19 protein-coding genes are annotated in these 22,665 nt (G+C 70.2%); 7 read left to right on the top strand and 12 right to left on the bottom strand.

The window, feature by feature from the left end; all coding sequences use genetic code 11:
• Positions 1-16 precede the first annotated feature (16 nt).
• From ASF49_RS13450 to ASF49_RS13485, 8 genes are all read right to left on the bottom strand, one after another.
• Positions 17-985 (bottom strand): type II secretion system F family protein, encoded by a 969-nt coding sequence (locus tag ASF49_RS13450; protein WP_056473550.1) that lies wholly within the window; start codon positions 983-985, stop codon positions 17-19.
• On the bottom strand, positions 982-2,439 hold the full coding sequence (locus ASF49_RS13455; RefSeq protein WP_056473552.1) for a CpaF family protein: 1,458 nt from the start codon (positions 2,437-2,439) through the stop codon (positions 982-984). Before ASF49_RS13455 ends, ASF49_RS13450 begins: the two co-directional genes overlap by 4 nt.
• A gap of 45 nt (positions 2,440-2,484) precedes the next feature.
• The gene (locus ASF49_RS13460) at positions 2,485-3,729 is read right to left on the bottom strand and encodes an AAA family ATPase (RefSeq protein WP_056473556.1); all 1,245 of its coding nucleotides are present in this window, start codon (positions 3,727-3,729) and stop codon (positions 2,485-2,487) included.
• 86 nt (positions 3,730-3,815) lie between these two features.
• Positions 3,816-4,550: a CpaD family pilus assembly protein gene (locus ASF49_RS13465; protein WP_056473558.1), complete on the bottom strand. Its 735-nt coding sequence runs from the start codon at positions 4,548-4,550 to the stop codon at positions 3,816-3,818.
• A gap of 61 nt (positions 4,551-4,611) precedes the next feature.
• Positions 4,612-6,102 (bottom strand): type II and III secretion system protein family protein, encoded by a 1,491-nt coding sequence (locus tag ASF49_RS13470; RefSeq protein ID WP_156653004.1) that lies wholly within the window; start codon positions 6,100-6,102, stop codon positions 4,612-4,614.
• A 34-nt stretch (positions 6,103-6,136) separates the two neighbouring features.
• On the bottom strand, positions 6,137-6,934 hold the full coding sequence (gene cpaB, locus ASF49_RS13475) for a Flp pilus assembly protein CpaB (RefSeq protein WP_056473564.1): 798 nt from the start codon (positions 6,932-6,934) through the stop codon (positions 6,137-6,139).
• 123 nt (positions 6,935-7,057) lie between these two features.
• The gene (locus ASF49_RS13480) at positions 7,058-7,564 is read right to left on the bottom strand and encodes an A24 family peptidase (RefSeq protein WP_056473565.1); all 507 of its coding nucleotides are present in this window, start codon (positions 7,562-7,564) and stop codon (positions 7,058-7,060) included.
• Between the two features lie 257 nt (positions 7,565-7,821).
• Positions 7,822-7,992 (bottom strand): Flp family type IVb pilin, encoded by a 171-nt coding sequence (locus ASF49_RS13485; RefSeq protein ID WP_056473566.1) that lies wholly within the window; start codon positions 7,990-7,992, stop codon positions 7,822-7,824.
• Between the two features lie 467 nt (positions 7,993-8,459).
• On the opposite strand from ASF49_RS13485, the gene ASF49_RS13490 reads away from it, so the two are divergent.
• Entirely contained in the window at positions 8,460-8,915 is a 456-nt protein-coding gene (locus ASF49_RS13490; RefSeq protein ID WP_156653042.1) for a pilus assembly protein N-terminal domain-containing protein, read from the top strand.
• A gap of 78 nt (positions 8,916-8,993) precedes the next feature.
• Here the strand turns inward: ASF49_RS13490 and ASF49_RS13495 are convergent, their stop codons facing one another.
• Together ASF49_RS13495 and ASF49_RS13500 are read right to left on the bottom strand one after the other, a co-directional pair.
• Complete coding sequence (locus tag ASF49_RS13495; protein WP_056474378.1) at positions 8,994-9,449, bottom strand: response regulator; 456 nt, start codon at positions 9,447-9,449, stop codon at positions 8,994-8,996.
• Positions 9,446-10,597 carry a PAS domain-containing protein gene (locus ASF49_RS13500; protein WP_056473568.1) on the bottom strand — a complete coding sequence of 384 codons (1,152 nt, stop codon included), beginning with the start codon at positions 10,595-10,597 and terminating at the stop codon, positions 9,446-9,448. The genes ASF49_RS13495 and ASF49_RS13500 overlap by 4 nt, the downstream gene beginning before the upstream one ends.
• A 318-nt stretch (positions 10,598-10,915) precedes the next feature.
• Here ASF49_RS13500 and ASF49_RS13505 point away from each other — a divergent pair, with 318 nt between their 5' ends.
• Both ASF49_RS13505 and ASF49_RS13510 read left to right on the top strand, forming a co-directional pair.
• Positions 10,916-12,373 (top strand): AmpG family muropeptide MFS transporter, encoded by a 1,458-nt coding sequence (locus ASF49_RS13505; protein ID WP_056473569.1) that lies wholly within the window; start codon positions 10,916-10,918, stop codon positions 12,371-12,373.
• A 10-nt stretch (positions 12,374-12,383) separates the two neighbouring features.
• On the top strand, positions 12,384-13,337 hold the full coding sequence (locus ASF49_RS13510) for an EcsC family protein (RefSeq protein ID WP_056473571.1): 954 nt from the start codon (positions 12,384-12,386) through the stop codon (positions 13,335-13,337).
• Between the two features lie 6 nt (positions 13,338-13,343).
• Here the strand turns inward: ASF49_RS13510 and ASF49_RS13515 are convergent, their stop codons facing one another.
• Positions 13,344-14,726, bottom strand: a complete 1,383-nt coding sequence (locus ASF49_RS13515; protein ID WP_056473573.1) for a leucyl aminopeptidase family protein — start codon at positions 14,724-14,726, stop codon at positions 13,344-13,346.
• A 130-nt stretch (positions 14,727-14,856) separates the two neighbouring features.
• Here ASF49_RS13515 and ASF49_RS13520 point away from each other — a divergent pair, with 130 nt between their 5' ends.
• From ASF49_RS13520 to ASF49_RS13535, 4 genes are all read left to right on the top strand, one after another.
• Entirely contained in the window at positions 14,857-15,711 is an 855-nt protein-coding gene (locus tag ASF49_RS13520; RefSeq protein ID WP_056473575.1) for a CDC27 family protein, read from the top strand.
• A gap of 128 nt (positions 15,712-15,839) precedes the next feature.
• Positions 15,840-17,576 carry a heparinase II/III family protein gene (locus ASF49_RS13525; RefSeq protein WP_056473578.1) on the top strand — a complete coding sequence of 579 codons (1,737 nt, stop codon included), beginning with the start codon at positions 15,840-15,842 and terminating at the stop codon, positions 17,574-17,576.
• A gap of 112 nt (positions 17,577-17,688) precedes the next feature.
• On the top strand, positions 17,689-19,287 hold the full coding sequence (gene purH / locus ASF49_RS13530; RefSeq protein WP_056473580.1) for a bifunctional phosphoribosylaminoimidazolecarboxamide formyltransferase/IMP cyclohydrolase: 1,599 nt from the start codon (positions 17,689-17,691) through the stop codon (positions 19,285-19,287).
• Positions 19,288-19,345: 58 nt separating this feature from the next.
• Complete coding sequence (locus ASF49_RS13535; protein WP_056473581.1) at positions 19,346-20,722, top strand: DUF2252 domain-containing protein; 1,377 nt, start codon at positions 19,346-19,348, stop codon at positions 20,720-20,722.
• A gap of 48 nt (positions 20,723-20,770) precedes the next feature.
• Here ASF49_RS13535 and ASF49_RS13540 read toward each other — a convergent pair whose 3' ends face one another.
• Positions 20,771-22,480, bottom strand: a complete 1,710-nt coding sequence (locus ASF49_RS13540; RefSeq protein WP_442919039.1) for an MFS transporter — start codon at positions 22,478-22,480, stop codon at positions 20,771-20,773.
• Positions 22,481-22,665: the final 185 nt, after the last annotated feature.

Consider the following 22,665-nt stretch of genomic DNA (forward strand, 5'->3'; position numbering starts at 1 on the left):
CTTGCGGCGGGGCGGTTCAGACGTCGAAGTTGATCATCTTCTTCATCGTGAAGACGCCGAACGACATCCAGATCGCGGAGGCCACCAGGGCGAGCTTGCCGATATCGGTGCGCCAGAGGAGCGAGATGTAATCCGGGCTCGACAGGTAGGTCAGGGTCGCGACGATGAAGGGCAGCGCCGCGATGATGCCGCCGGACGCCTTCGCCTCCATGCTCATCGCCTGGATCTTCCCGGCCATCTTCTTGCGCTCGCGCAGCACCCGCGAGAGGTTGGCCAATGCTTCGGAGAGATTGCCGCCGGACTTCGCCTGGATGCTGATCACGATGGCGAAGAAGTTCACGTCGGAGACCGGCACCCGCTCGTGCATCTTCAAAAGGGCCTCACCGAGGGAGAGACCGAGGGTCTGGGCCTCCACGACCTGCCGGAACTCGCTGCGGATCGGCTCCTCGGCCTCCCGCGAGATGATCCGGAAGCAGTCGCCGACCGGGATACCGGCGCGCACGCCACGGGTGATGATATCGATGGCGGTCGGCAACTCGTTGATGAACGCTTTGATCCGGCGCTTGCGCAGATAGGCGACCAGCCAGAGCGGCAGGCCGAAGCCGCCGGCGAACACCGCGCCGAGACCCGCCAGCGGATTGCCGGTCGTGACCAGGATCGCGAAGCCGAACACGATCGCCATCACCACCGAGATGACGAAGAACTGATTCCGGGACCAGGACAGACCGGCCCGGGCGAGCTTCAGTTCGAGCGTGACCTTGGTGCCTTCGCGCTTGGCCTCGACTTCCTTGAGGCTCTTGGCGACCTGCTCGCGGCGGCTGACGGTCGCGGTCCGGCTCCCCGGCGCGGCGACGACGCTGACGGTCCGGCGGCGTTCGGCGGACCGCTTCTCGCCGGAGAGGTAGGGGAACACGAAGACGTAGGCGAGCCCGCCGGCCGTGAGCGCGAGGAGGCCGGACGCGAGGGCGAGGCCGCTGGCGTTCACAGGGCGCTCCCACCGGCGCTCGCGGCATCGAGGGCGGCCGCGAGGGCCTCGTCCTCGCCGTAGTAGCGCGCGCGCTCCCAGAAGCGCGGCCGGCCGATGCCCGTGGAGCGGTGGCGCCCGATGAGCTTGCCGTTCGCATCCTCGCCGAGCACGTCGTACAGGAACAGGTCCTGCGTGATGATGACGTCGCCTTCGAGCCCCATCACCTCGGTGATGTGGGTGATCCGGCGCGAGCCGTCACGCAGGCGGGTGGCCTGCACGATGACGTCGATGGAGCCGCAGATCATCTCGCGCAGCGTGCGCGAGGGCAGGCTGAAGCCGCCCATGGTGATCATCGACTCGATACGCGCCAGGGCCTCGCGCGGCGAGTTGGCGTGCAGCGTTCCCATGGAGCCGTCGTGGCCCGTATTCATCGCCTGCAGGAGGTCGAAGGCCTCCGGGCCGCGGACCTCGCCGACGATGATGCGCTCGGGCCGCATGCGCAGGCAGTTCTTGACGAGGTCGCGCATGGTGACCTGTCCGGACCCCTCCATGTTGGGCGGCCGGGTTTCGAGGCGGACCACGTGCGCCTGCTGGAGTTGCAGCTCGGCCGCGTCCTCGCAGGTGATGATGCGCTCGTCCTCGTCGATGTAGCGGGTCAGGCAGTTCAGCAGCGTGGTCTTGCCCGAGCCGGTACCGCCCGAGATCACGACGTTGCAGCGGACGCGGCCGATGATCTGCAGGATGCGGGCGCCTTCCGGCGAGATCGCCCCGAAGGTGACGAGCTGGTCGAGGGTGAGCTTGTCCTTCTTGAACTTACGGATGGTGAGCACCGGCCCGTCGATCGCCAGCGGCGGGGCGATGATGTTGACGCGGGAGCCATCGGGGAGACGCGCGTCGCAGATCGGCGAGGCCTCGTCGACGCGCCGGCCGACCTGGCTCACGATCCGCTGACAGATGTTCATCAGCTGCTGGTTGTCGCGGAAGCGCACATTGGTGAGCTGGATCTTGCCGCCCACCTCGATGAAGGCCCGGCTGGCACCGTTGACCATGATGTCGGCGATGTCGTCGCGGGCGAGCAGCGGCTCGAGGGGGCCGTAGCCGAGCACGTCGTTGCAGATGTCGTCGAGCAGTTCCTCCTGCTCGGCGATCGACAGGACGATGTTCTTGAGCCCGATGATCTCCGAGACGATGTCGCGGATTTCCTCGCGCGCGGACTCGGCATCGAGGCGCGAGAGCTGCGACAGGTCGATCGCCTCGATCAGCGCACCGAAGATCATGCTCTTGGTGCGGAAGTAGTCCTCCGACTTCACCGTCTCCGTGACGGCCACGGGTTCGGGACGACGCGGCGCCTCCACCTTCGGGCGGAGAGCCGAATCGTCGTGGACCGGCAGCGAGACCTGCGGCGTGGCGATGACGGCTACGGGACGCGGCGCCGCCGCCGCCGCCGCACTGCCGGATCGTCTACCGAACATGGGGCGGCCTCCTGGCGGTCGGGTTGTGCGAAACCGGCTGGCGCATCACGAGGCCTTACGCCGCGCGAGCTTGGAGAGCAGGGGCTCGAACAGGTTCGGCCGTGCGCGCCGCAATTCGGCGCGGCCGGTGATCGCGGCGGCGAGGGAGGAGAAGATCTCGGCCGCCTTCGCGCCGGACTGCACCTCGCCGATCATCTGTCCGTTATTCGCCGCCGTGCCGAACAGGGCGGCGTCGAAGGGGATCGCGGCCGTGATCGTCGTATCGAGGGATTTCGCGAATTCGGCCGAGGCGATCTCGGGGCGCTTGGGAACACCGACGCCGTTGAGGATGATGCGCGGCTTGCGGTCGTTCGGACGATTCTGCTGCAGCAGGGTCAGGAGGTTCTTCGCGTTGCGCAGAGCGGCGAGCTCGGGGCTCGCCACGATGAGGATCTCGTCGGCGCTGATCATCAGCCGGCGCGACCAGGCCGTCCACTGGTGGGGGACGTCGAGCACGACGCAGGGCACGGCGGCCCTCAGCAGATCGAGCAGGTGATCGAAGGCCGGCTCGGCCAGATCGGTGGTGCGGTCGAGGGTGGCGGGCGCGGCGAGGAGCGAGAGGTTGTCGCTGCACTTCGACAGGAGACGGTCGAGGAGATTCGAATCGAGCCGGTCCGGCGCGAACACCGCCTCGGCGATGCCCTGCGGCGGGTCCTGGTTGAAGTTCAGGCTGGCCGTTCCGAAGGCGATGTCGAGGTCGGCGATGACGGTCGCGGTGTCCTGCTCCCGGGCGATCGTCCAGGCCAGGTTGTGGGCGAGTGTGGAGACGCCGACCCCGCCCTTCGCGCCGACGACGGCGACGGTCCGACCGACCGGCTTGGCGCCCGGTGCCGTGAACAGGTCCGAGATCGCCTGGATCAGGTCGATCGGGCGCACCGGCGCCATGAGGTATTCGCTCACGCCGCGCTGGATGAACTGGCGATAGAGCGCCACGTCGTTGACGTGCCCGATGACGACGACCTTCGTCCCCTCGTCACAGACCTCCGCCAGCGAATCGAGGCTCTCGAGGGGGCGGGACTTCGTGCCCTGCGTCTCGATGACGATGACGTTCGGCGTCGGCGCGTGCCGGTAGGCCTCCACCGCGGCGGCGCCACCGCCCATCTGGACCTTGACGTGCGCCTTCTGCATGCGCCGGTCGGCGCCGACCGACTCGATCAGCGCCGCGCTTTCCTGCGTCTCGCAGAACGCCTGAATCGTGATCCGCGGCACGGGAGCGATGATGCGCTCGGACGTCTCGTTCAGATCCGCCATGAGGAGAATTCCGGTTCCGGTTGCCGCCGATGCGGATGCGAGGACGGGTCAGGTCGCGGGCGAAGCGGGGCGCCCGCCCAGCGCGCTTATTGCGAGACCTGCGCCTTGATCGAGGTCTTCCCATCCTGACGCCATTCGATTGACGGATCCTTGCCGTCTCGGATCTTGCCGATGTCGTTGGTGCGCCGGATCGTGTCGATGCGGCCTTCGGGGCGGGCCCGCACGAGATCGACCGGGTCCGCCACCTGCGCGGCGACGTTCGACTGCGTTGCGCAGCCGAAGTTCCAGTAGATCTCGTTGCGGCCGCTGAACGCCGGATCGCCGACGCCGAGATCCTGAGGCCAGTTCCCGCACTGGCTGGCGACCTTGGCCTCCATGCGCTGGAAGCTCAGCCGCAGGGGCGCAGCGAGGTTCGGATTGGCCACCACGTAGCGGGAGACCGCGACCTGACGGCCGGACACGCCGCCCTCGAGGCTCATCCGCTGCAGGGCCGCGGCCGTCCGGTCGACCGCGGCGGCGGTCCCGGGCGTGCCGCCGGCCGGAACGTCGAGGACGAGCGTGCCGCGCCCGTAGCGCCGGTACTCCAGCAGGAAGGCGTCGACGTCGGCGGCCTGGCGGGGATCGATATGGCCCGTGCCGGTCACGAAGACGTCGAGGGTGCGCACGCCCTCGGCGAGGGCGAGGGGATGCCGCGCGCGATAATCGGCCGGGTAGAGCGAGCCGGTGGTCGCGGCTGGATCGGCGCGGCAGGCCCCGAGCAGGGCGGCGACGCCGGCCAGCGCTGCCAGAGCCAGCGGTGTGCGGAGGGAAGGGAGGGACATCGGGGAAGGGTCCTGCTGGGGCCGGGGCCGCGGTACCTTGATCGTTCGGGGATGCGCCGGATCAGTCGGTGATGAAGCCGACGCGGCCGCGATAGGCGCTGCCGAGCGGGCTGGCGCCGGCGACCCCGTAGAGGCGGTTGAAGCGCCCGAGCAGGATGCCCTGCGCATCCTGGGCATCGACGAAGCCGTCATCGGGACGGGCGACCTGGCGCGGCTCCATCGGCTTCGCGATGTACGGCGTGACCATGATCATCAGCTCCGTCTCCTGGCGCTGGTAGTCGCGGGACCGGAAGAGCGCGCCGATGACGGGCAGGTTGATGAGGCCCGGCAGCCCGGTGATCGCCGCCTTGTTGCGCTGCTGGATCAGGCCGGCGGTCATCATCGTGGCGCCGGAGGCCAGTTCGATCGTGGTCTCGGACTTGCGGACGGTGAAGCCCGGCACCGCGGTGGTGGTCCCGGTGAAGTTCAGGTTCAGGGCGTTCTGCTGATCGATCTCGGTGACCTGGGTTCCGACGCGCACCGAGATCCGGTTCTCCGCCAGGACCACCGGGGTGAAGTTGAGGCTGACGCCGTAATCCTTGTAGCTGACGCTCGGCACGCAGGTCTGGATCGTGCTGGTCCCGACGGAGGTGCAGCTCAGGTTCGAGGGGACGGGGATCTGGCCGCCGGCCGTAAAGGTCGCGGATTCGCCGGAGATGGCCGTCAGGGTCGGTTCGGCGAGGACCCGGGAGACGCCGGCCTGCTCGAAGGCCCGAAGGGTGGCCGTGAGGTTCGCGCCGCCCGGGCCGTTGATCGTGCCCGCGAGCAGGTTGCCGGTCGGGAAGGCGCCGCCGTTGAGCGCGAGCGGCGTGGTGTTGACGAGGTTGAGGCCGGACCAGCCGCCGCTCAGATTGACGCCGAACTGCTTGAGCACCGTGCGCGAGACCTCGACCACGGTGACGCGCAGCATCACCTGATCCTTGCCGCGGATCGTGAGGTTGTTGATGACGGCGCCCCGCGCGGCCGGACCGACGCCCGAGACACCCACGAAGGCGTTGGCGATGTCGAGGGCCTGGGCGGCCTCGGATGCGGAATTCACCGTCCCGGTCATGACGACCGAATCCCCGGCCGCGCGGACGTCGAAGCGTCCGCCCGCGATGCTCTGGTTCAGGGTCTGGCGCAGCACGTTGAGGTCGCGCGCCACGGTGACGTCGAGGGCGGTGATCTGCCGGCCCTCGCCATCCATGATGAAGATCGAGGTCGCCCCGTTCTCCATGCCGATGACGAACACCTTGCGGGTCGAGCGAACGACCGCATTGGCCACCTTCGGGTTGGCGACGAACACCTCCTTGGCGTCGCGCGGCAGGTCGATCACCAGCGAGCGCCCCATGGTGAGGTCGACCCGGCGCGACGTCGCCCCCTCGTTGGCCCCGACGGCCAGCACGGGTGCCGCGGTCAGGCCGCCATGGGACTGAGCGGATGCGGGGCTTACGGCCGCGAAGGGCAGGAATCCGGCGAGGAGCCAGGCGAGCGGCGGGGCGCGCCGCAGGGCCGGCCAGGGGGAGAGGGTCATCGACGCGTCCTCTGTCATCGTGCGGGCGCCGGTCTCAGCGTCGCGATTGCTGCTTCGCGACGCCGAACCGCACCACGGTCAGGGCCGTCTCGGGGCGGCTCTCGAGGCTCGGATCGCTGCTGCGTCCGCTGTCCACCAGGCTGCGCAGCGAGAGCGAGAGTTGCCCGACCTTCTGGGCGAGGGTCACGGTCTCGGCCTGGCCCGGCGTCAGCGCCAGGGTGGCCGTCTGTCCGGTGACGACGGTGTTGCCGTTCTTCTCCTGGACGACCTGTCCGATGGCCAGGACGCGCACGTCCTGGAGCAGGGTTTCGGAGAGCTGGACCTCGGCGGTCCCGCGTGCCGAATCGTCGTCCCGGTAGGTCCGGATCACGTCGACGTGGTCGTTGGGCAGGATGAAGCCGCCCGCCGTGCTGCTGCCGACCGCGTCGATGGTGATCGCCACGGCGCGCATGCCCGCGGGCAGAATCGCCGCCATGAAGCCGCCGTCGGAACGGGCGAGCTTCTGGGGCCGGATCGGCTCGCCGGCGAGGAAGCCGGACCGGGCGATCGAGCCGACGATCTCCTCCATGCCCTTCGGCGCGTTCGTGCGGGTGATGTAGCCGGTCGTCACGGCATCGTTCGGCCAGGGCTGCCAGCGCAGGTCCGGCGCCTGGATGTTCTGCCCCATCGGCAGTTCGGCGGCGGCGACGAGGACGTCGGTCATCGGCACGACGGGCGGCGGCACGACGGCCGCCGGCTGCACCACCGGCTTGTCCTCCCCACTGATCAACAATGCCGCTCCACCACCTGCCACGAGGGCTATGGCAAGGACGGCCAGTCTGGCTGGTTTCATCGCCGAACTCGAACCTGCGCGGCACATCGCCGTGTCGGTCGAGAATGACGTCGCATTCCTCAAATTACGGTTAACAAGGAGTAATCGATGCGAAGGAATGCCGAAACCGGAGGCAGGGGCAGATCAGACCGTGACAAGGCGGAGCCAGATGGCCGTATCGGGCATCACCACCAGGGCCGAGAGCGCGAGAGCGATGCCGTAGGGAACGCCGGTCCTGGCGTCGTGCAGGTGCCGGACGAAGGGCAGACGCGCGACGGGGGAGGGGAGCGGCTGCAGGCGCAGGGCGAGAAGCGTCAGGGTCAGCGCGCCTCCGGCGAGGGACGCGATGATCAGGTAGCCGGCCAGCTGGTCGAAGCCGATCCACAGGGCCGTCGCGGCCGCGAGCTTGGCGTCGCCGCCGCCGATGAACCCCAGGGCGAAGAGCGTGAAGGTGACGGCGAGGGTCGCGGCGCCCGCGCCGAGATGGCCCGCCAGGTCGTCCCAGCCGAGGCCGCCGGCGATGGCGAAGACCACGAAGGCCGCGACCAGGGCGATCGACACCGTGTTCGGGATCAGCATCGTCAGGAGGTCCCTGGCGGCGGCATAGGCCATCAGGAAGGGAAACACGACGAGGAGACTGACGCTGGCCATGTCGCTTTCGGTCCTGCCGCTTGGTGGACGGACGAGGCGGGAGGAGGGCCCGATCGGTCCAGCGATCGAGGCCTCCGGAGATATGCTCGCGCCGGACCCGGCAGGATCGGCCGGGCACCGCGGTGTGAAGAAGCGATCACGGCCGAATGGAGCGAGGAGCATTGCGGATGACCGCAATACTCCTCGGAACCGATCAGGTCGGGCTATCGAAGGCGCTCCGCAGCACCGTAACGACAGGCGCGGTGCGCCGAGCGCGATTACGAGGTCTTGAGGTTGGTCGCCACAGTGGTCAGCGTCGCTTTGAGGTTGGTGCCGACGGTGGTCAGAACGGCGACGACGGCGACGGCGATCAGCGAGGCGATCAGGCCGTACTCGATGGCGGTGGCGCCGGACTCGTCAGCCACGAAACGCTTGAACATGGTGGTCATGGCAAAATTCCCCTGGGAGTGAATGTGCCGTTCACGCTCTGGGCGTCTCGATCGGCGACGGGTTCATATTGCCGAACGGCCCTTGCCATTGCGTTAAATCAGTCGCCGAAACGGGGGCAGATCCGCGAGCCTCTCGTTGTAGTGAAGCATTGGTAAAGCCCAAGATTTCGCAGGCGGCCATCGCCGCTCCGCAAGGATCGGCGATGGCCGATTGCATCGCGATCTCAGTTCACCTCGGGCGCCGTGCCCGTATCCGTGCCGATGCGTCCGGACCGGTGGCGAAGACGTCCGGTTATCGGTTCGTTTACCCTGCTCGTGCTTCCTGAGGATCAAGCCTCGGCAGCCGGGCGCGTGCCTCCTCGCCGAGATCGATCACGATTTGCGTCGTGCCGTCCGGTCCGAGTGAGCGTCCGATGCCCCCCCCATCCAACCCATCGCATATTCCGCTCCGGGTCCTGACGGCTCTGATGCTGGGCGGCTACGCCGTGTTCGGCTGCTCCCATGCGCGCGCCCAGGCGATCGATGCACCGCCCACTACCGTCGCGGTGACGGTCGACAACGCCAAGGTCATGCGCCTGCCGGAAAAGACCCAGACCGTGATCGTCGGCAATCCGATGATCGCCGACGTGGCCCTGCAGCGGAACGGAATCCTGATCCTGACCGGCAAGAGCTTCGGCAGCACGAACCTGATCGCCCTCGACGCCACGGGCCAGATGCTGGCGGAGTCCACGATCAGCGTCCAGGCGCCGCAGGCCGCCGTGATCACCGTCCAGCGTGGTCTGGAGCGGGAATCCTACTCCTGTACGCCGAACTGCCAGCCGTCGATCCAGCTCGGCGACGCGAACAAGTTCTACGGCGAGGTCAGCAGCCAGGCCGAGAGCCGCCGCAGCATGGCGACGGGCGGCGCCGCCGCGAGCCGCTAGTCCAGGCCCCGGCGAGACGCCATCGGCCCGCCCGCGGCGGATACCGGTCAGACAGATCCGCGTCCCTCGCGTCCGGCTTCACCGGCCGGGCGGATGGCGATGCGTTGCCGCTCCCTCGATGGCGAGGCGAAAGCCATCCAGGCCCTCGACCGTCGCTTCCAGGCCCGCCCGCCGGTCCGCGACGTACCGGAGGGCGCCGGCCACCACCCGCTCCGAGTAGGGCTTGGCGATCACCCCGACGGCACCGGCGAAATCGTCGGGGATCCGCTTGGCGTTCGCCGTCATGAACACGACCGTGACGTTCGGGTCGGCGCTGAGCGCGCGGGCGACGTCGACGCCGGTCGGACCATCGATCAGGTGGATGTCCACGAATGCCACGTCGGGCGCGGTCGCCTGCCCGAGGGCGATCGCCTCGGCCGAACTGCCGGCGACACCCACGGTGACATGGCCGAGATCGTCGAGCAGGCATTCGAGTTCGAGGGCGATCAGGACCTCGTCTTCGACCACGAGAATGCGCAGCGGCGACCCGGTCATGGGGAAGCCCATTCGGGGCCGGGAGCCCGATCGGTGATGGCGCTCTGGAGCGAGATCGCGTCGAGGGGGACCACGATCTCGACGCGGGTTCCAGGCCCGACATCGCTCCAGGCGATGACACCGCGAAGCTGGCGCACCACCATCTCCACCAGGGAGCGGCCGAACCCCGCCGGGTTCGGCGTTCCACCCGCGAGACCCACCCCATCGTCCTCGATCAGCATGCGCAGGCCGTCCGCGCTGCGCTGGGCGGTGATCGTGATCCGCCCGGGCCGGCTGTCGGGAAAGGCGTGCCGGACGGCGTTGGTAGCGAGTTCGTGCATCATCAGCGCCAGGGGCGCCGCCATCGCGGCGGACACGGCGATGGAGTCGATCTCGGCGCTGACGGCCGTCCGGTCGGTATCGAGGCCGGCCACCAGCTCCGAGACGAAGTCGTCCGCGAATTCACGCAGGTCGAAGCGCGTCACGTCCCCGGTGGAGTAGAGCATCCGGTGCACCGTCGAGAGCGCCCCGATGCGCTCGGCCATGCCCTGAAGAGCGTCCCGGGCCTCCCCGCGCGGCGTCCGGCGCGCCTTGAGGAGCATCAGCGAGGAGATGACCTGGAGGTTGTTCTTGACCCGATGGTCGACCTCGTGGAGCAGCGCCGTCTTCTGTTCGAGGGCAGCCCGCAGATCCGCCGTCTGCTCGCTGACCCGGCGCTCGAGCTCGTCGTGCGCATCCTTCATCGCGACTTCGTGCCGGTACTTGCCGGTCATGTCGGCCTGGGCCGAGTAGAAATGCGCGATCCGGCCGGTCTCGTCGCGCACGGGAGCCACCGTCATGCCGTTCCAGAACGACGTCCCGTCCTTCCGGTAGTTGACGAGCTCGATCTCGATCGGGCGGCCGGCGGCCACCGCCTCGCGCAAGCGGCGCACCGCGCGCGGATCGGTCTCGGGACCCTGCAGCATCCGACAGTTCCGGCCCGAGATCTCCTCCCAGGCGTAGCCGGTCAGGGACAGGAAGGCGTCGTTGGCCCACACGATCGGATTGTCGGCCTGATGCGGGTCGGTCAGGACCATGGGCGTCGGGCTCGCGGTGAAGGCCGCCACGAACGCGCCTGAACTGATACCCAGCTCGCGGGGTCCCGTCGCCGGCGTTTCCCTATGCGTCATGATCGACTTCAGCCAAGACGAGACACCTGCACTGTCGACCTGAACGGTGGCCGGTCGCCTGTCGACTGGAACGCGAACCTGGATTTGAACTGCCGGGCGGACCCGCCGTCAACACCTGGATCGGAGAACCTCTGGAGGGCGGTCGGACCGCTAACAGGAAGATGCGAGACCTCGCGTTAAGATTTCGGAAGGCATGCTGTCGGTGGTAATCGATGTGCCACGGCAAGCCGGCCCGGCGGCTACCCCCGTCCCAGGCGGGCGCCAAGGTCTGCTTGGTTTGCGGGCATCAAGCCTTTCGGCCCTCAGGAGTTCCATGCCATGGCCCAAAGCGACGCGCTGGACAGCCCGAGCCGCCGTCTCCGCCTGAAAGACATCGTCGAGGATCCGCGCATCCTGCTGATGCTGGCGCTGGGCTTCTCCTCGGGATTGCCGCTGCTCTTGGTGCTCGGAACCTTCTCGACGCGGCTCGCCTACTCGGACGTCGACGTCAAATCCATCGGCCTGTTCAGCTACCTGGCGCTGCCCTATTCGCTGAAGTTCTTCTGGGCCCCGCTCATCGACCGGTTCGACGTGCCGGTGCTCAGCGGATGGCTGGGTCGCCGGCGCGCCTGGATGATCACGACCCAGTGCGCGGTCGCCCTGTCGCTGACGCTGATGGCCTCCGCCGACCCCGGCACCAGTCTCGCGCTTCTCGGCCTCGGGGCGTTCCTGGTCGCCTTCGGCGCCGCGACGCAGGACGTAGTCATCGACGGCTGGCGCATCGACGCGGCCGGCACGGACCTCCAGGGCGTGATGGCGGCGACCTCCAATCTCGGCTACCGCCTCGCCCTGATGTCGGCCGGCGCCGGCGCCCTGTTCATCGCGAGCGCCTATGGCTGGAGCGTCGCCTACCTGTCGATGGCGGGGCTGATGGGCGTCGGCATCGTCGCCGCGCTGCTCGCCCCGGCCTATGACCGCGCGACCGCGGAGGCGGCCTCGCCGGCACCGGCGAGGAGCTGGACCTTCCGCGGCGCCGTCCTGGAGCCTCTCACCGAACTGCACACCCGGCTCGGGGCCGGACTCTGGGCGATCCTCCTCCTCGTCGCCCTCTATCGGCTGCCCGATTTCATCTCGGGCGTCATGGCGAGCCCGCTCTACCGGGAGGTTGGCTTCAGCCTGGTCGAGATCGGCGCGGTGTCGAAGCTCTACGGCATCTGGGTCGGCATCGCGGGCGCCTTCGTGGGCGGCTGGGCGATGACGCGCTTCGGCCTGTTTCCCACCCTCGTGGTCGGTGCCTTCCTGGGCGCGGCCTCGAACCTCTCCTTCTCGTGGCTCTCCTTCGGCGGACCGGAGGTCTGGCGCCTCACCGCCGCGATCTCCATCGACAATTTCTGCGGGTCCTTCGCCGGGATGGCGCTGATCGCCTACATGTCCAGCCTGACCGCGCCGGGCTTCGCCGCCACCCAGTACGCCCTGTTCTCGTCGCTCTACGCGCTGCCGGGCAAGCTAGTGGCCGGAACCTCCGGCTACATCGTCGCGGCCTTCGGCTATCCGGTGTTCTTCGCCTTCACGGCGGCCGTCGGCATCCCGGTGGTCGTCCTGTGCCTCCTCGTCGGCCGGGCGGGCGAGCGCAAGGCGGCCGCGGCGCAGGAGACCGCGACCGATCCGGTCCGCCCGGAGGCCGCCGCCGGCGACGAGATCGGCGGGAACCATGCGCGGGGTCCCGGCCTTGCTTCCACCGGCAACGACCAATCCGGGGCGGGCCGGACCGGACGCCCCCACCCGGCACACGGATGAGAGCGCAGACGTGAGCAACATCGAACTCGTCGACGACACCGGCACCGTTCCGGCCGTCACCCCCGGCGCCCCGGACCTCAGCGACGCCGATCGCGCGGCGCTCCGGCGCGCCGTGGCGGCGCTGGAGAAGCCCGGGCTCGCCGCGCGGCTCTCGGCGGTGGCCGGTGCGCCCCTCGACATGATCGGCCGGGCGCTGCCCGCGCCGGTGACCGACGCGGTGTCGCAGGCGACCGAGAGCGCCATGCGCGCCTCGCTCAAGGTCGCCCTGGCGACCCTGCCGACCGGCGGCGAGATCACCGTCGCGGCCCCGTCCGATCCGCTTCTGGCCGGCCCCGCCGGCACGGAATCGGCTACGGTCCGCACCGCCACGCGCCTGGCGAAGTACCTGCCGTCCAGCGCCTTCGGCCACAAGGCGATGGCGGCCGTCTCCGGCGCCGTCGGGGGCGCCTTCGGCCTCGCCACCCTCGCGGTCGAACTGCCTGTCTCCACGACTCTGATGCTGCGCTCGATCGCCCAGATCGCGCAGGAGGAGGGGGAGGATCTGACCGATCCCGAGAATGCGCTCGCCTGCGTGCAGGTCTTCGCCCTCGGCGGTCGCGAGGCGGCCGGGAGCGCCCTGACCGAGAGCGGCTACTTCGCCGTGCGCGCGGCGCTGGCCAAGACGATGGTCGAGGCTGCGCGCTACGCCGGCAACCGGGCGCTCCTCGACGAGGCCGCGCCGGCCCTGATCCGCTTCTCGACGCAGATCGCCGCGCGCTTCGGCCTCGTCGTCTCGCAGAAGGTGGCGGCGCAGGCCGTGCCGATCCTCGGCGCCGTCGGCGGCGCGGCGGTGAATGCCGCTTTCATGGACCACTTCCAGTCCACCGCCCGGGCGCATTTCACCGTGCGGCGGCTGGAGCGGACCTACGGCGCCGCGCCCGTTCGCGCGGCCTACGAATCCGAGAAGGCGATGCTGGGCCTCTGAGCCGGGTCAGGCCCGCGGGTAGCGGCCTGCGAGCAGGGCGTGGACGAGGCGGGCGGTCTGGACCTCGCCCCCCTCGGGCCGGCCGGGCTTGGTCGACGGATTCCAGCCGTAGAGGTCGAAATGCACGTGCGCCCGCGTGCCGGGCGCGAAGCGGCGCAGGAACAGGGCCGCCGTGATCGCCCCCGCGAAGGGGCCGCCCGAGACGTTGTTCAGGTCGGCGATCTTCGAGTCGAGCAGGCCCGCGTAGGGCTTGTGCAGGGGCAGCCGCCAGACCGGGTCGGCGACGGCGATCCCGGCTTCCGAGACCGCTGCGGCGAGGGCATCGTCCTCGGTGAAGAACGCCGGAAGGTCCGGTCCGAGGGCGACGCGCGCCGCGCCCGTCAGGGTCGCGAAGTCGAGGAGCAGCTCCGGGCCTTCGGCATCCGCCAGGGCGAGGGCATCGGCGAGGATCAGCCGTCCCTCGGCATCGGTGTTGCCGATCTCGACGGTCAGGCCGGCCCGGCTGCGGATCACGTCGCCCGGGCGGAAGGCGCCGCCCGAGACGGCGTTCTCCACGGCCGGCACGATCAGACGCAGGCGCAGGTTCAGTCCCGCACCCATCACCATGTCGGCGGCCGCGAGGGCCGCCGCGGCGCCCCCCATGTCCTTCTTCATCAGGAGCATGCCGCTCGAGGGCTTGATGTCGAGGCCGCCGGTGTCGAAGGCGACCCCCTTGCCGACCAGCGTCACGCGCGGCGCATCGACCGGGCCCCAGGACAGGTCGATGAGGCGCGGCGCCCGCGGGGAGGCGGCCCCGACCGTGTGGACGAGGGGAAACGCCCGCTCGAGCTCCTCGCCGGTGACGATCGAGACGGTGGCGCCGTGGCGCCCGGCGACGGCGCGCACCGCCGCCTCGATCTCCGCCGGACCGAGGTCGTTGGCCGGGGTGTTCACGAGATCGCGGCCCTGCGCCACCGCCTCGGCGATGCGGCTGACGGCCTCGCCGTCGACCCCCTCCGGCACCACCAGGACCGGACGTTCGGAGCCGGCCTCGCGATAGCGGCCGAAGCGGTAGCTCCCGAGGAGCCAGGCGAGCGCCGCCGCGCCGGCATCGAACCCGTCCATGGACGTCAAGCGATAGGCGCCGGGCGGGAGTGCGCCCGGCAGCTTGCCGGCGATCATCCGGTCGCCGCCATCGCCCAGGCCGAACAGCACCTGGCCGAGCCGTCCGTCCGCCGCCGGGAGGAGGGCGATGCGCCCGGCCTTCGGCGCGAACTCCGTCGCGCGCGCATAGGCGGCCTGGGATGCCGGAAGCGCGTCCTCGACCCGGGACCAGGATTCCGGCGTGACGCAGGTGATCGGGACGGCGTCGCCCGGATCGGCGACGAGGCGGGACAGGGTCTGGGTCATGGGTCTCGCGAGGGCAGGGGCGGCGGATTAACGGCGGGTTAGGGTTAACGCTCTATCACCGGCGGAAAGGCGGCGCGAAGCGTTCGCCCGAGCAAATCCTGCGCCCGATCGGGCCGTCGCGGAGCGCGTCATGGTCACGCCGCTGTTCACGTTCTCCCGGGTGCGCCCGATGCCGCTGCTGGCGGCGACGCTCCTCGCCGCCCTCGCGGCGGGCTGCCAATCCCGGTCCCCCGAGACCACCGGCTCCCTCGGCGGCCTTTCGCTGCCGGGCTTCGGCCGCCCGCAGAATCCCGCGGTGATCAGCCGCCGGGAGGTCGAGGCCCTGGGCGAGAAATACGCCGCCGATCAGAACGACGTCTCCCTGGCGCTCCGCTACGCGCAGGCCCTGCGCGCCACGAACCAGAAGCCGCAGGCCGTCGCGGTCCTCCAGCAGGCGGCCCTGCGCAACCCGAAGAACAACACCGTGCTCGCCGCCTACGGCAAGAGCCTGTCCGAGGTCGGCCGCTTCCAGGAAGCGGCGGACGTCCTTCAGAACGCCCACACGCCGGCCCGGCCGGATTGGCGCGTGCTGTCGGCGCAGGGCGCGGTCGCCGACCAGCTCGACGATCACAACCGGGCGCAGGGCTTCTACGAGGCGGCGCTGAAGATCCAGCCGGACGATCCGGTCATCCTGTCGAACCTCGGACTCTCCTACGCCCTCGGCCGGCAATTGCCCCTGGCGGAGGCGACCCTGCGCCGGGCCGCCGAGCAGCCGCGGGCGGACGCGCGTGTGCGCCAGAACCTCGCCCTGGTGCTCGGCCTCCAGGGCAAGTTCTCCGAGGCGGAGGCGGTCTCCCGCCAGGACCTCTCGCCGGAGGAGGCCGCGGCCAACACCGCGGCGCTGCGTGCCTTCGTGGCGCAGCCGAACAGCTGGAAGGCCCTGAAGGCCGCCGATGGCCGCGGCGCCCGGGCCGTGCGCCAGGCCGCCGCGCGGCCGGCGGAGTGAGGTCGCCTGCCACCGATGGGGCGGGTGACTTGAGGTTAACCGCAGGTTAAGGCCCACGGCCTAGTCACAAACGGACATGGCGCCACGCGGCGCCGGCTCGCGGCCGTGCCGGCGGAAGAGGAGAGTGCGTGCGTTGGGGGGCTGATCGCTGGCGCTTCTATCGGCTGATCGGACGCGAGATCGCGCGCTCGGTGCGCGACACCTATGCCCGGGTGACCGGCCGGCCCGACATTCTTGCCCGCGCCCGCGTCACCGCCCTCGTCATCGCGCCGCACGACCTGCGCACCAGCGACGCGACCTTCGCGGACGACATCTATGCCGGCCTGTTCGTCTTTGCCGGGCGCTCGCTCTCGGTCAGCGGCCGCTCGCCCTTCGACTACGCGCCTCCCTCGCCGGAATGGGCCGACATCCTCTACGGCTTCGGGTGGCTGCGCCACCTGCGGGCCGCCGACACGGCCCTGGCCCGCGCCAATGCCCGCGCCTTCGTGGCCGACTTCATCGCCGGCCGCGGCGATGCGGCGCTCGCCCGGCCGACCCCCGTCGCGGCCCGCCGGCTGATCTCCTTCCTCTGTCAATCGCCGCTGGTCCTGGAGGGGGCCGATCACGCCTTCTACCAGGCTTTCCTGAAGGCCCTCGGCAAGACGGCCCGCGACCTCGAGGGCGACCTGCGCCGGGGCATCTCGCCCCAGAGCCGCCTGCTCGCGGCGGTGGCGCTCTGCTACGCGGGCCTGTGCTGCGACGGGATCCAGCCGATCCTGCGCCGCGCCACCCGCATCCTGGTGCGCGAGCTCGAGCGGCAGATCCTGCGCGACGGCGGCCACCGCAGCCGCGACCCGCGCTTCGCCATGGAGTTGCTCCTCGACCTGCTGCCCCTGCGCCAGAGCTTCCTCTCGCGCAGCGTCGACCCGCCGGAAGCGCTCCTGCACGCCATCGACCGGATGCTGCCGCTGCTGCGCCTGCTCCGGCATCCGGATGCCTCGCTCAGCCACTTCAACGGCATGGGCGCGACGGCGGCCGACCACCTCGCCACCCTCCTGGTCTACGACGGCGCCCTGGCCCAGCCGATGATGCACGCGCCGAATTCCGGCTACGAGCGCCTGGAGGGCGGGCGCGTCCTCGTCGTCGCCGATGTCGGCGCGCCGCCCCCGCTGCCCGACTCGATCAACGCGGGCGCCGGGTGCCTGTCCTTCGAGATGTCGAGCGGACCGCAGCGCATCGTCGTCAATTGCGGCCTTCCCGCGAGCGGACCCGAACTGCGTCGCCTCGCCCGCAGCACGGCCGCCCACTCCACCGCCACGGTGGGCGACACCTCGTCCTGCCGTTTCCTGGTCGGCGGGGGCGCCTGGTACGAGCGCTGGGCCGTGACCTGGCTCTCGCACCGGATCGGCCCCGTCATTCTGCGCGGCCCGCGCGACGTGAAGTCGGAGCGCACGAAGGAGGAGGGCGCCACCATCCTGGCGGCGCGCCACGACGGCTATGCCCGCGACCTCGGGCTCATCCACGAACGCCGCTGGCGCCTCACCGGCAACGGCAACCTGCTCGAGGGCGAGGACGCCTTCGTGCGCCCGCCGGTGGCCAAGCGGGGCAAGGTCCGGCACCGGCCGCAGGAGGTGGCTTTGCGCTTCCACCTGCATCCCGCCATCGCCGCGCGCGGCCTCGACGACGGACGCCTCGAACTCACCTCGCCGATCGGCGAGGTCTGGCATTTCGGGGCCGAGGGCGCGCCGGTCGCCCTGGAGGAGAGCGTCTACTTCGCCGGGATCACCGGCGCCCGGCGGACCGACCAGATCGTGCTCTACCTGTCGGTGAGCGAGGACACCCGTGTCCGCTGGGGCTTCGCCAGGGCCCCGACACGGCAGGGTTGAAGGAGCGGCACGGCCGACGGCGCGGCAGGGCCGTGGGGACGACTGGCCGCAGCGCACAATTTCGTGGTAGGCGCCCGTCAGTTCCTCGTCGCTTGCCTTCGGACGCAACGCCATGTCGCATGACCAGGTGCGGGTCACCCGCGCACTCCTCTCCGTCTCGGACAAGGAAGGCCTCGTCGCGTTCGCCAGCGCCCTCGACCGCCTCGGCGTCGAGCTCGTCTCCACCGGCGGGACCCACAAGGCCCTGAGCGCGGCCGGGCTCCGGGTCACCGAGGTCGCCGACCTGACCGGCTTTCCCGAAATGATGGACGGGCGGGTGAAGACCCTGCATCCGGGCGTTCACGGGGGCCTGCTCGCCGTGCGCGACAACCCCGAGCATCAGGCCGCCCTCGCGGCGCACGGGATCCGCGCCATCGATCTCTTGGTGGTCAACCTCTACCCGTTCGAGGCGACGGTGGCGAAGGGTTCCTCCTACGACGAGTGCGTCGAGAACATCGACATCGGCGGACCGGCGATGATCCGTGCCGCCTCGAAGAACCACGCCGACGTCGCGGTCGTGGTGGATGTCGCCGATTACGGCGACCTCCTCGCCGAGCTGGAGGCGAATGCCGGCAGCCTGCACGAGAAGACCCGCCGTCGCCTCGCCCAGAAGGCCTATGCCCGCACCGCGACCTACGACGCGGCCATCGCCAACTGGCTCGCCGGACAGATCGAGAGCGAGGCGACGCCCGCCTATCGCGCCTTCGGCGGCAGCCTCGCCCAGCCCCTGCGCTACGGCGAGAACCCGCACCAGAGCGCCGCGTTCTACCGGTCTTCCGGGCTGCCGCGCCCGGGCGTCGCCACCGCGCGCCAGCTCCAGGGCAAGGAGCTGTCCTACAACAACCTCAACGACACCGATGCGGCCTACGAGTGCGTGGCCGAGTTCGATCCGGCACGGTCGGCGGCGGTGGCGATCATCAAGCACGCCAATCCGTGCGGCGTCGCCGAGGGTGCGAGCCTCCTCGAGGCCTACGAGCGCGCCCTGAGCTGCGATCCGACCTCGGCCTTCGGCGGGATCGTCGCCCTCAACCGTCCCCTGGACGCGGAGGCGGCGCGCAAGATCGTCGAGATCTTCACCGAGGTGATCATCGCGCCGGACGCCAGCGAGGAGGCGATCGCGATCGTCGCGGGCAAGAAGAACCTGCGCCTCCTCCTCGCCGACGGTCTGCCCGACCCGCGCGGGGCCGGCGAGACCGTGAAGACCCTCGCGGGCGGCCTCCTGGTCCAGGCCCGCGACGCGGCGGTGGTCGACGACATGCCCCTGACGGTCGTCACGCAGCGCGCGCCGTCCGAGCGCGAATACGCCGACCTGCGCTTCGCCTACCGGGTCGCCAAGCACGTGAAGTCGAACGCGATCGTGTATGCGCGCGACGGCGCGACGGTCGGCATCGGGGCCGGGCAGATGTCGCGGGTGGATTCCTCGCGCATCGCCGCCTGGAAGGCGGCCGAGGGCGCCAGGCGCCTCGGTGCGGCGGAGAGCCTCGCCAGAGGCTCGGTGGTCGCCTCCGACGCCTTCTTTCCCTTCGCCGACGGCCTGATCGCGGCCGCGGAGGCCGGAGCCACGGCGGTGATCCAGCCGGGCGGCTCCATGCGCGACGCCGACGTGATCAAGGCCGCCGACGAGGCCGGCCTCGCCATGGTGTTCACCGGCCACCGCCATTTCCGGCACTGACTTCCCGCTCGGGCCGCCGGGAACGGCTCTGCGACCCGGTACCACGAGGCCCGACCCCATGACCCACACGCAACATTCCACCCGCCGCGAGGAGCGCCGTGCGGCGGGTAAGCGCCTGCGCGAGCAGGTCTCGCGGGAATCGCATGCCGAGTGGCGGCCGTCGCCGCAGCGCGATCCCCTGGCGATCCTCCAGGCCGGGGAAGCGGGCCGGCTCGCCGAGCTCCTGCCGCTGCGTCGGGAGCGGATGCGGGCCGATCCCTTCGCCTTCCTGCGCGGGGCCGCCGCCGTGATGGCGGCCGATCTCGAGGGCGTGCCGGTGCCGGGCATTCCGGTCCAGGCCTGCGGCGACTGCCATATCGGCAATTTCGGCGTCTATCGCAGCCCCGAGGGGCAGACGCTGTTCGACATCAACGACTTCGACGAGACCCTGTGGAACGTCGACTTCACCGTCGACGTGAAGCGCCTCGCCGCCAGCATCGCCCTGGCCGCCCTGCCGCGGGGCGAGGACAAGGCCCGCCGCGCGGCGCGGGCCGGCGTCCGCGCCTATCGCGAGCACATGCGCGAGCTCTCGGCCCTCTCGCCCCTGGCGATCTGGCACAGCCGGATCGACCTCGACCACGAGGTCGGCCGCCTCGGCGACGACGACCTGTGCCGGCGCCTCCTGTCCGAGGCCGCGACCGAGAACGCCGACGGGCTGAGCCGCGGCGACGTCCCCACCCTCGCGGTGGCCCCGGGCGAGACCGACCCGGCGGATTGGCGGATCGCCGACAAGGCGCCGACGATCTTCCACGAAGGGCCGGGCGGCCTGACCGAGGCGGTGCGCGACGCGGCGGAGGCGCTGCGCGCCTATCCGGACAGCCTCACCGCCGACCGCTGGACCTTGCTCTCCCGCTACGCGCAGCGCGACGTCGCCTTCAAGGTCATCGGCATCGGATCGGTGGGGCTGGTCTGCGCCGTCGGGATCTACACCGATGCGGACGGCGCCCCGCTGTTCCTGCAGATCAAGGAAGCCCGTCCCTCCGTGATCGGCCAGCTCGCGCTCAGCCCCTTCAGCGTGGTCTCGGAGGGCCAGCGGGTGATCGACGGCCAGCGGATCATGCAGGCGGCGAGCGACCTGTTCCTCGGCACGTCGTTCTCCGACGCGAGCGGCCGCCGCTACTACGTGCGCCAGCTCAAGAACCGGAAGCTGTCGGCGGTGGGCGGGATCCTCGCCGAGAGCGGGGCCAAGCCCTACGCCCAGCTCTGCGGCACGACCCTCGCCCGTGCCCATGCGCGCTCCGGCGACGCGGCGATGATCGCCGGCTACCTCGGCAAGGGATCCGCCTTCGACGAGGCGGTCGCGGACTTCGCGATGGCCTATGCGCGCCAGAGCATCGCGGACCACGCCCTGCTGGTCACGGACTTCCTGACCACGCCCGAGCCTCAGGGCCACTGAAACGAAAAGGGCCCCGCCTCGCGGCGGGGCCCCTCGGGCGCGCGATCCTCAGCGGACCGGGTTCTCGTCGTAGGTGAAGATATCGCGGTCCTTGGTCTCCGGGATGAAGAGCAGGCCGATGACGAAGGTCATCGCCGCGATCGCGATCGGGTACCACAGGCCGTTATAGATGTTGCCGGTCTGGGCGACGATGGCGAAGGAGGTGGCCGGCAGCAGGCCGCCGAACCAGCCGTTGCCGATATGGTAGGGCAGCGACATCGAGGTGTAGCGGATGCGGGTCGGGAACAGCTCCACCAGCGCCGCCGCGATCGGGCCGTAGACCATCGTCACGTAGAGGACGAGGATCGTGAGGATTCCGACCACGATCAGCTTCTGGCCCGTGAAGATGTCGATCGGGTTCGCAGCCTTGACGATGGTGGCGTTGCCGGCGGGCGCCGGGTAGCCCGCCGCGGTGAGCGCCGCCGGCACCGCCTTGGCGAAGGCCGGGTCGGCGACGGGGAAGTCCTTGCCCGCGATGGTCACGATGGTCGGTACACCGGCGGCGACCGGCTCGGTGGTGTAGTTCACGGCGGAGCGGGCGAGGAGCGCCTTGGCGACGTCGCACTCCTTGGTGAACTTCGCCGTCCCGACCGGATTGAACTGGAACGAGCACGCCTCCGGGTTGGTCTTCACCACCACCGGCACCGTGGATTGCGCCTGGTACAGGGCCGGGTTGGCGTTGGCGGTCAGTTGCTCGAACAGCGGGAAGTAGGTCAGCGCCGCGATCAGGCAGCCGCCGAGGATCACCGGCTTGCGCCCGATCTTGTCTGAGAGCGCGCCGAAGAACAGGAAGCCGCCGGTGGCGAGGAGCAGCGACCAGGCGATCAGCACGTTGGCGGTGAACTGGTCGACCTTGAGGATGCTCTGCAGGAAGAACAGGGCGTAGAACTGGCCGGCATACCAGACCACGGCCTGGCCGGCGGTGAGGCCGAACAGGGCGAGGAGCGCCCACTTGGCGTTGCGCCATTGGCCGAAGGCCTCCGAGAGCGGCGCCTTCGAGTGCGTGCCTTCCTCCTTCATCTTCTTGAAGGCCGGGCTCTCGTTCATCTGCAGGCGGATCCAGACGGAGATGAGCAGCAGCACGCAGGAGACGAGGAACGGGATGCGCCAGCCCCAGGCCTGGAAGGCCGTGATGGTGGTCTGGGTGCCGTCGGCGGCGGTGGTCACGGTGGGCGCGTAGGCGCCGTTCACGTAGCCCTGCGTCGACAGGATGATGATCAGCGAGAGCAGCAGTCCGAGGGTCGCCGTCGTCTGGATGAAGGCGGTGTAGAACCCGCGGCGGCCCCGCGGCGCGTGCTCGGCCACGTAGACGGCCGCACCGCCATACTCACCGCCCAGGGCCAGGCCCTGGAGCATGCGCAGGGCCAGCAGCGTCACCGGGGCGACCCAGCCGATGCCGTAGCCGTTCAGGGTGTCGTAGGAGGGCAGCAGGCCGACGCAGAAGGTCGAGATGCCCATGATCAGGATGGTGATCAGGAAGGTGTGCTTGCGGCCCACCATGTCGCCGAGCCGGCCGAAGACCAGGGCGCCGAAGGGCCGGACCAGGAAGCCGGCCGCGAAGGCGAGCAGGGCGAAGATGTTTCGCGTCGCTTCCGGGTAGGCCGAGAAGAACTGCGCTCCGATGATCGTCGCGAGCGATCCGTAGAGATAGAAATCGTACCATTCGAAGACGGTACCCAGGGACGAGGCGAGAATGACCTTCTTCTCGCCCGCGCTCATCGGCCGTGTGGCCGACTCGCTGGCGGGAATTGCGCTCGACGCAACCATGTGGCGTTTCTCCAAGTCTTGTGTCGCCCGGGCGTAGTCCGCCCGTGGCTTGTTGGACCTTGCGGGGATCGCTGCACGGTGTTGGCGTCCCGCACGACCGGTCGAGCGGACACAAGTCTGTCCGCGTGCCCGATACC

This window comes from Methylobacterium sp. Leaf104 (genome assembly GCF_001422885.1).
In the GTDB taxonomy this organism is placed as follows: domain Bacteria; phylum Pseudomonadota; class Alphaproteobacteria; order Rhizobiales; family Beijerinckiaceae; genus Methylobacterium.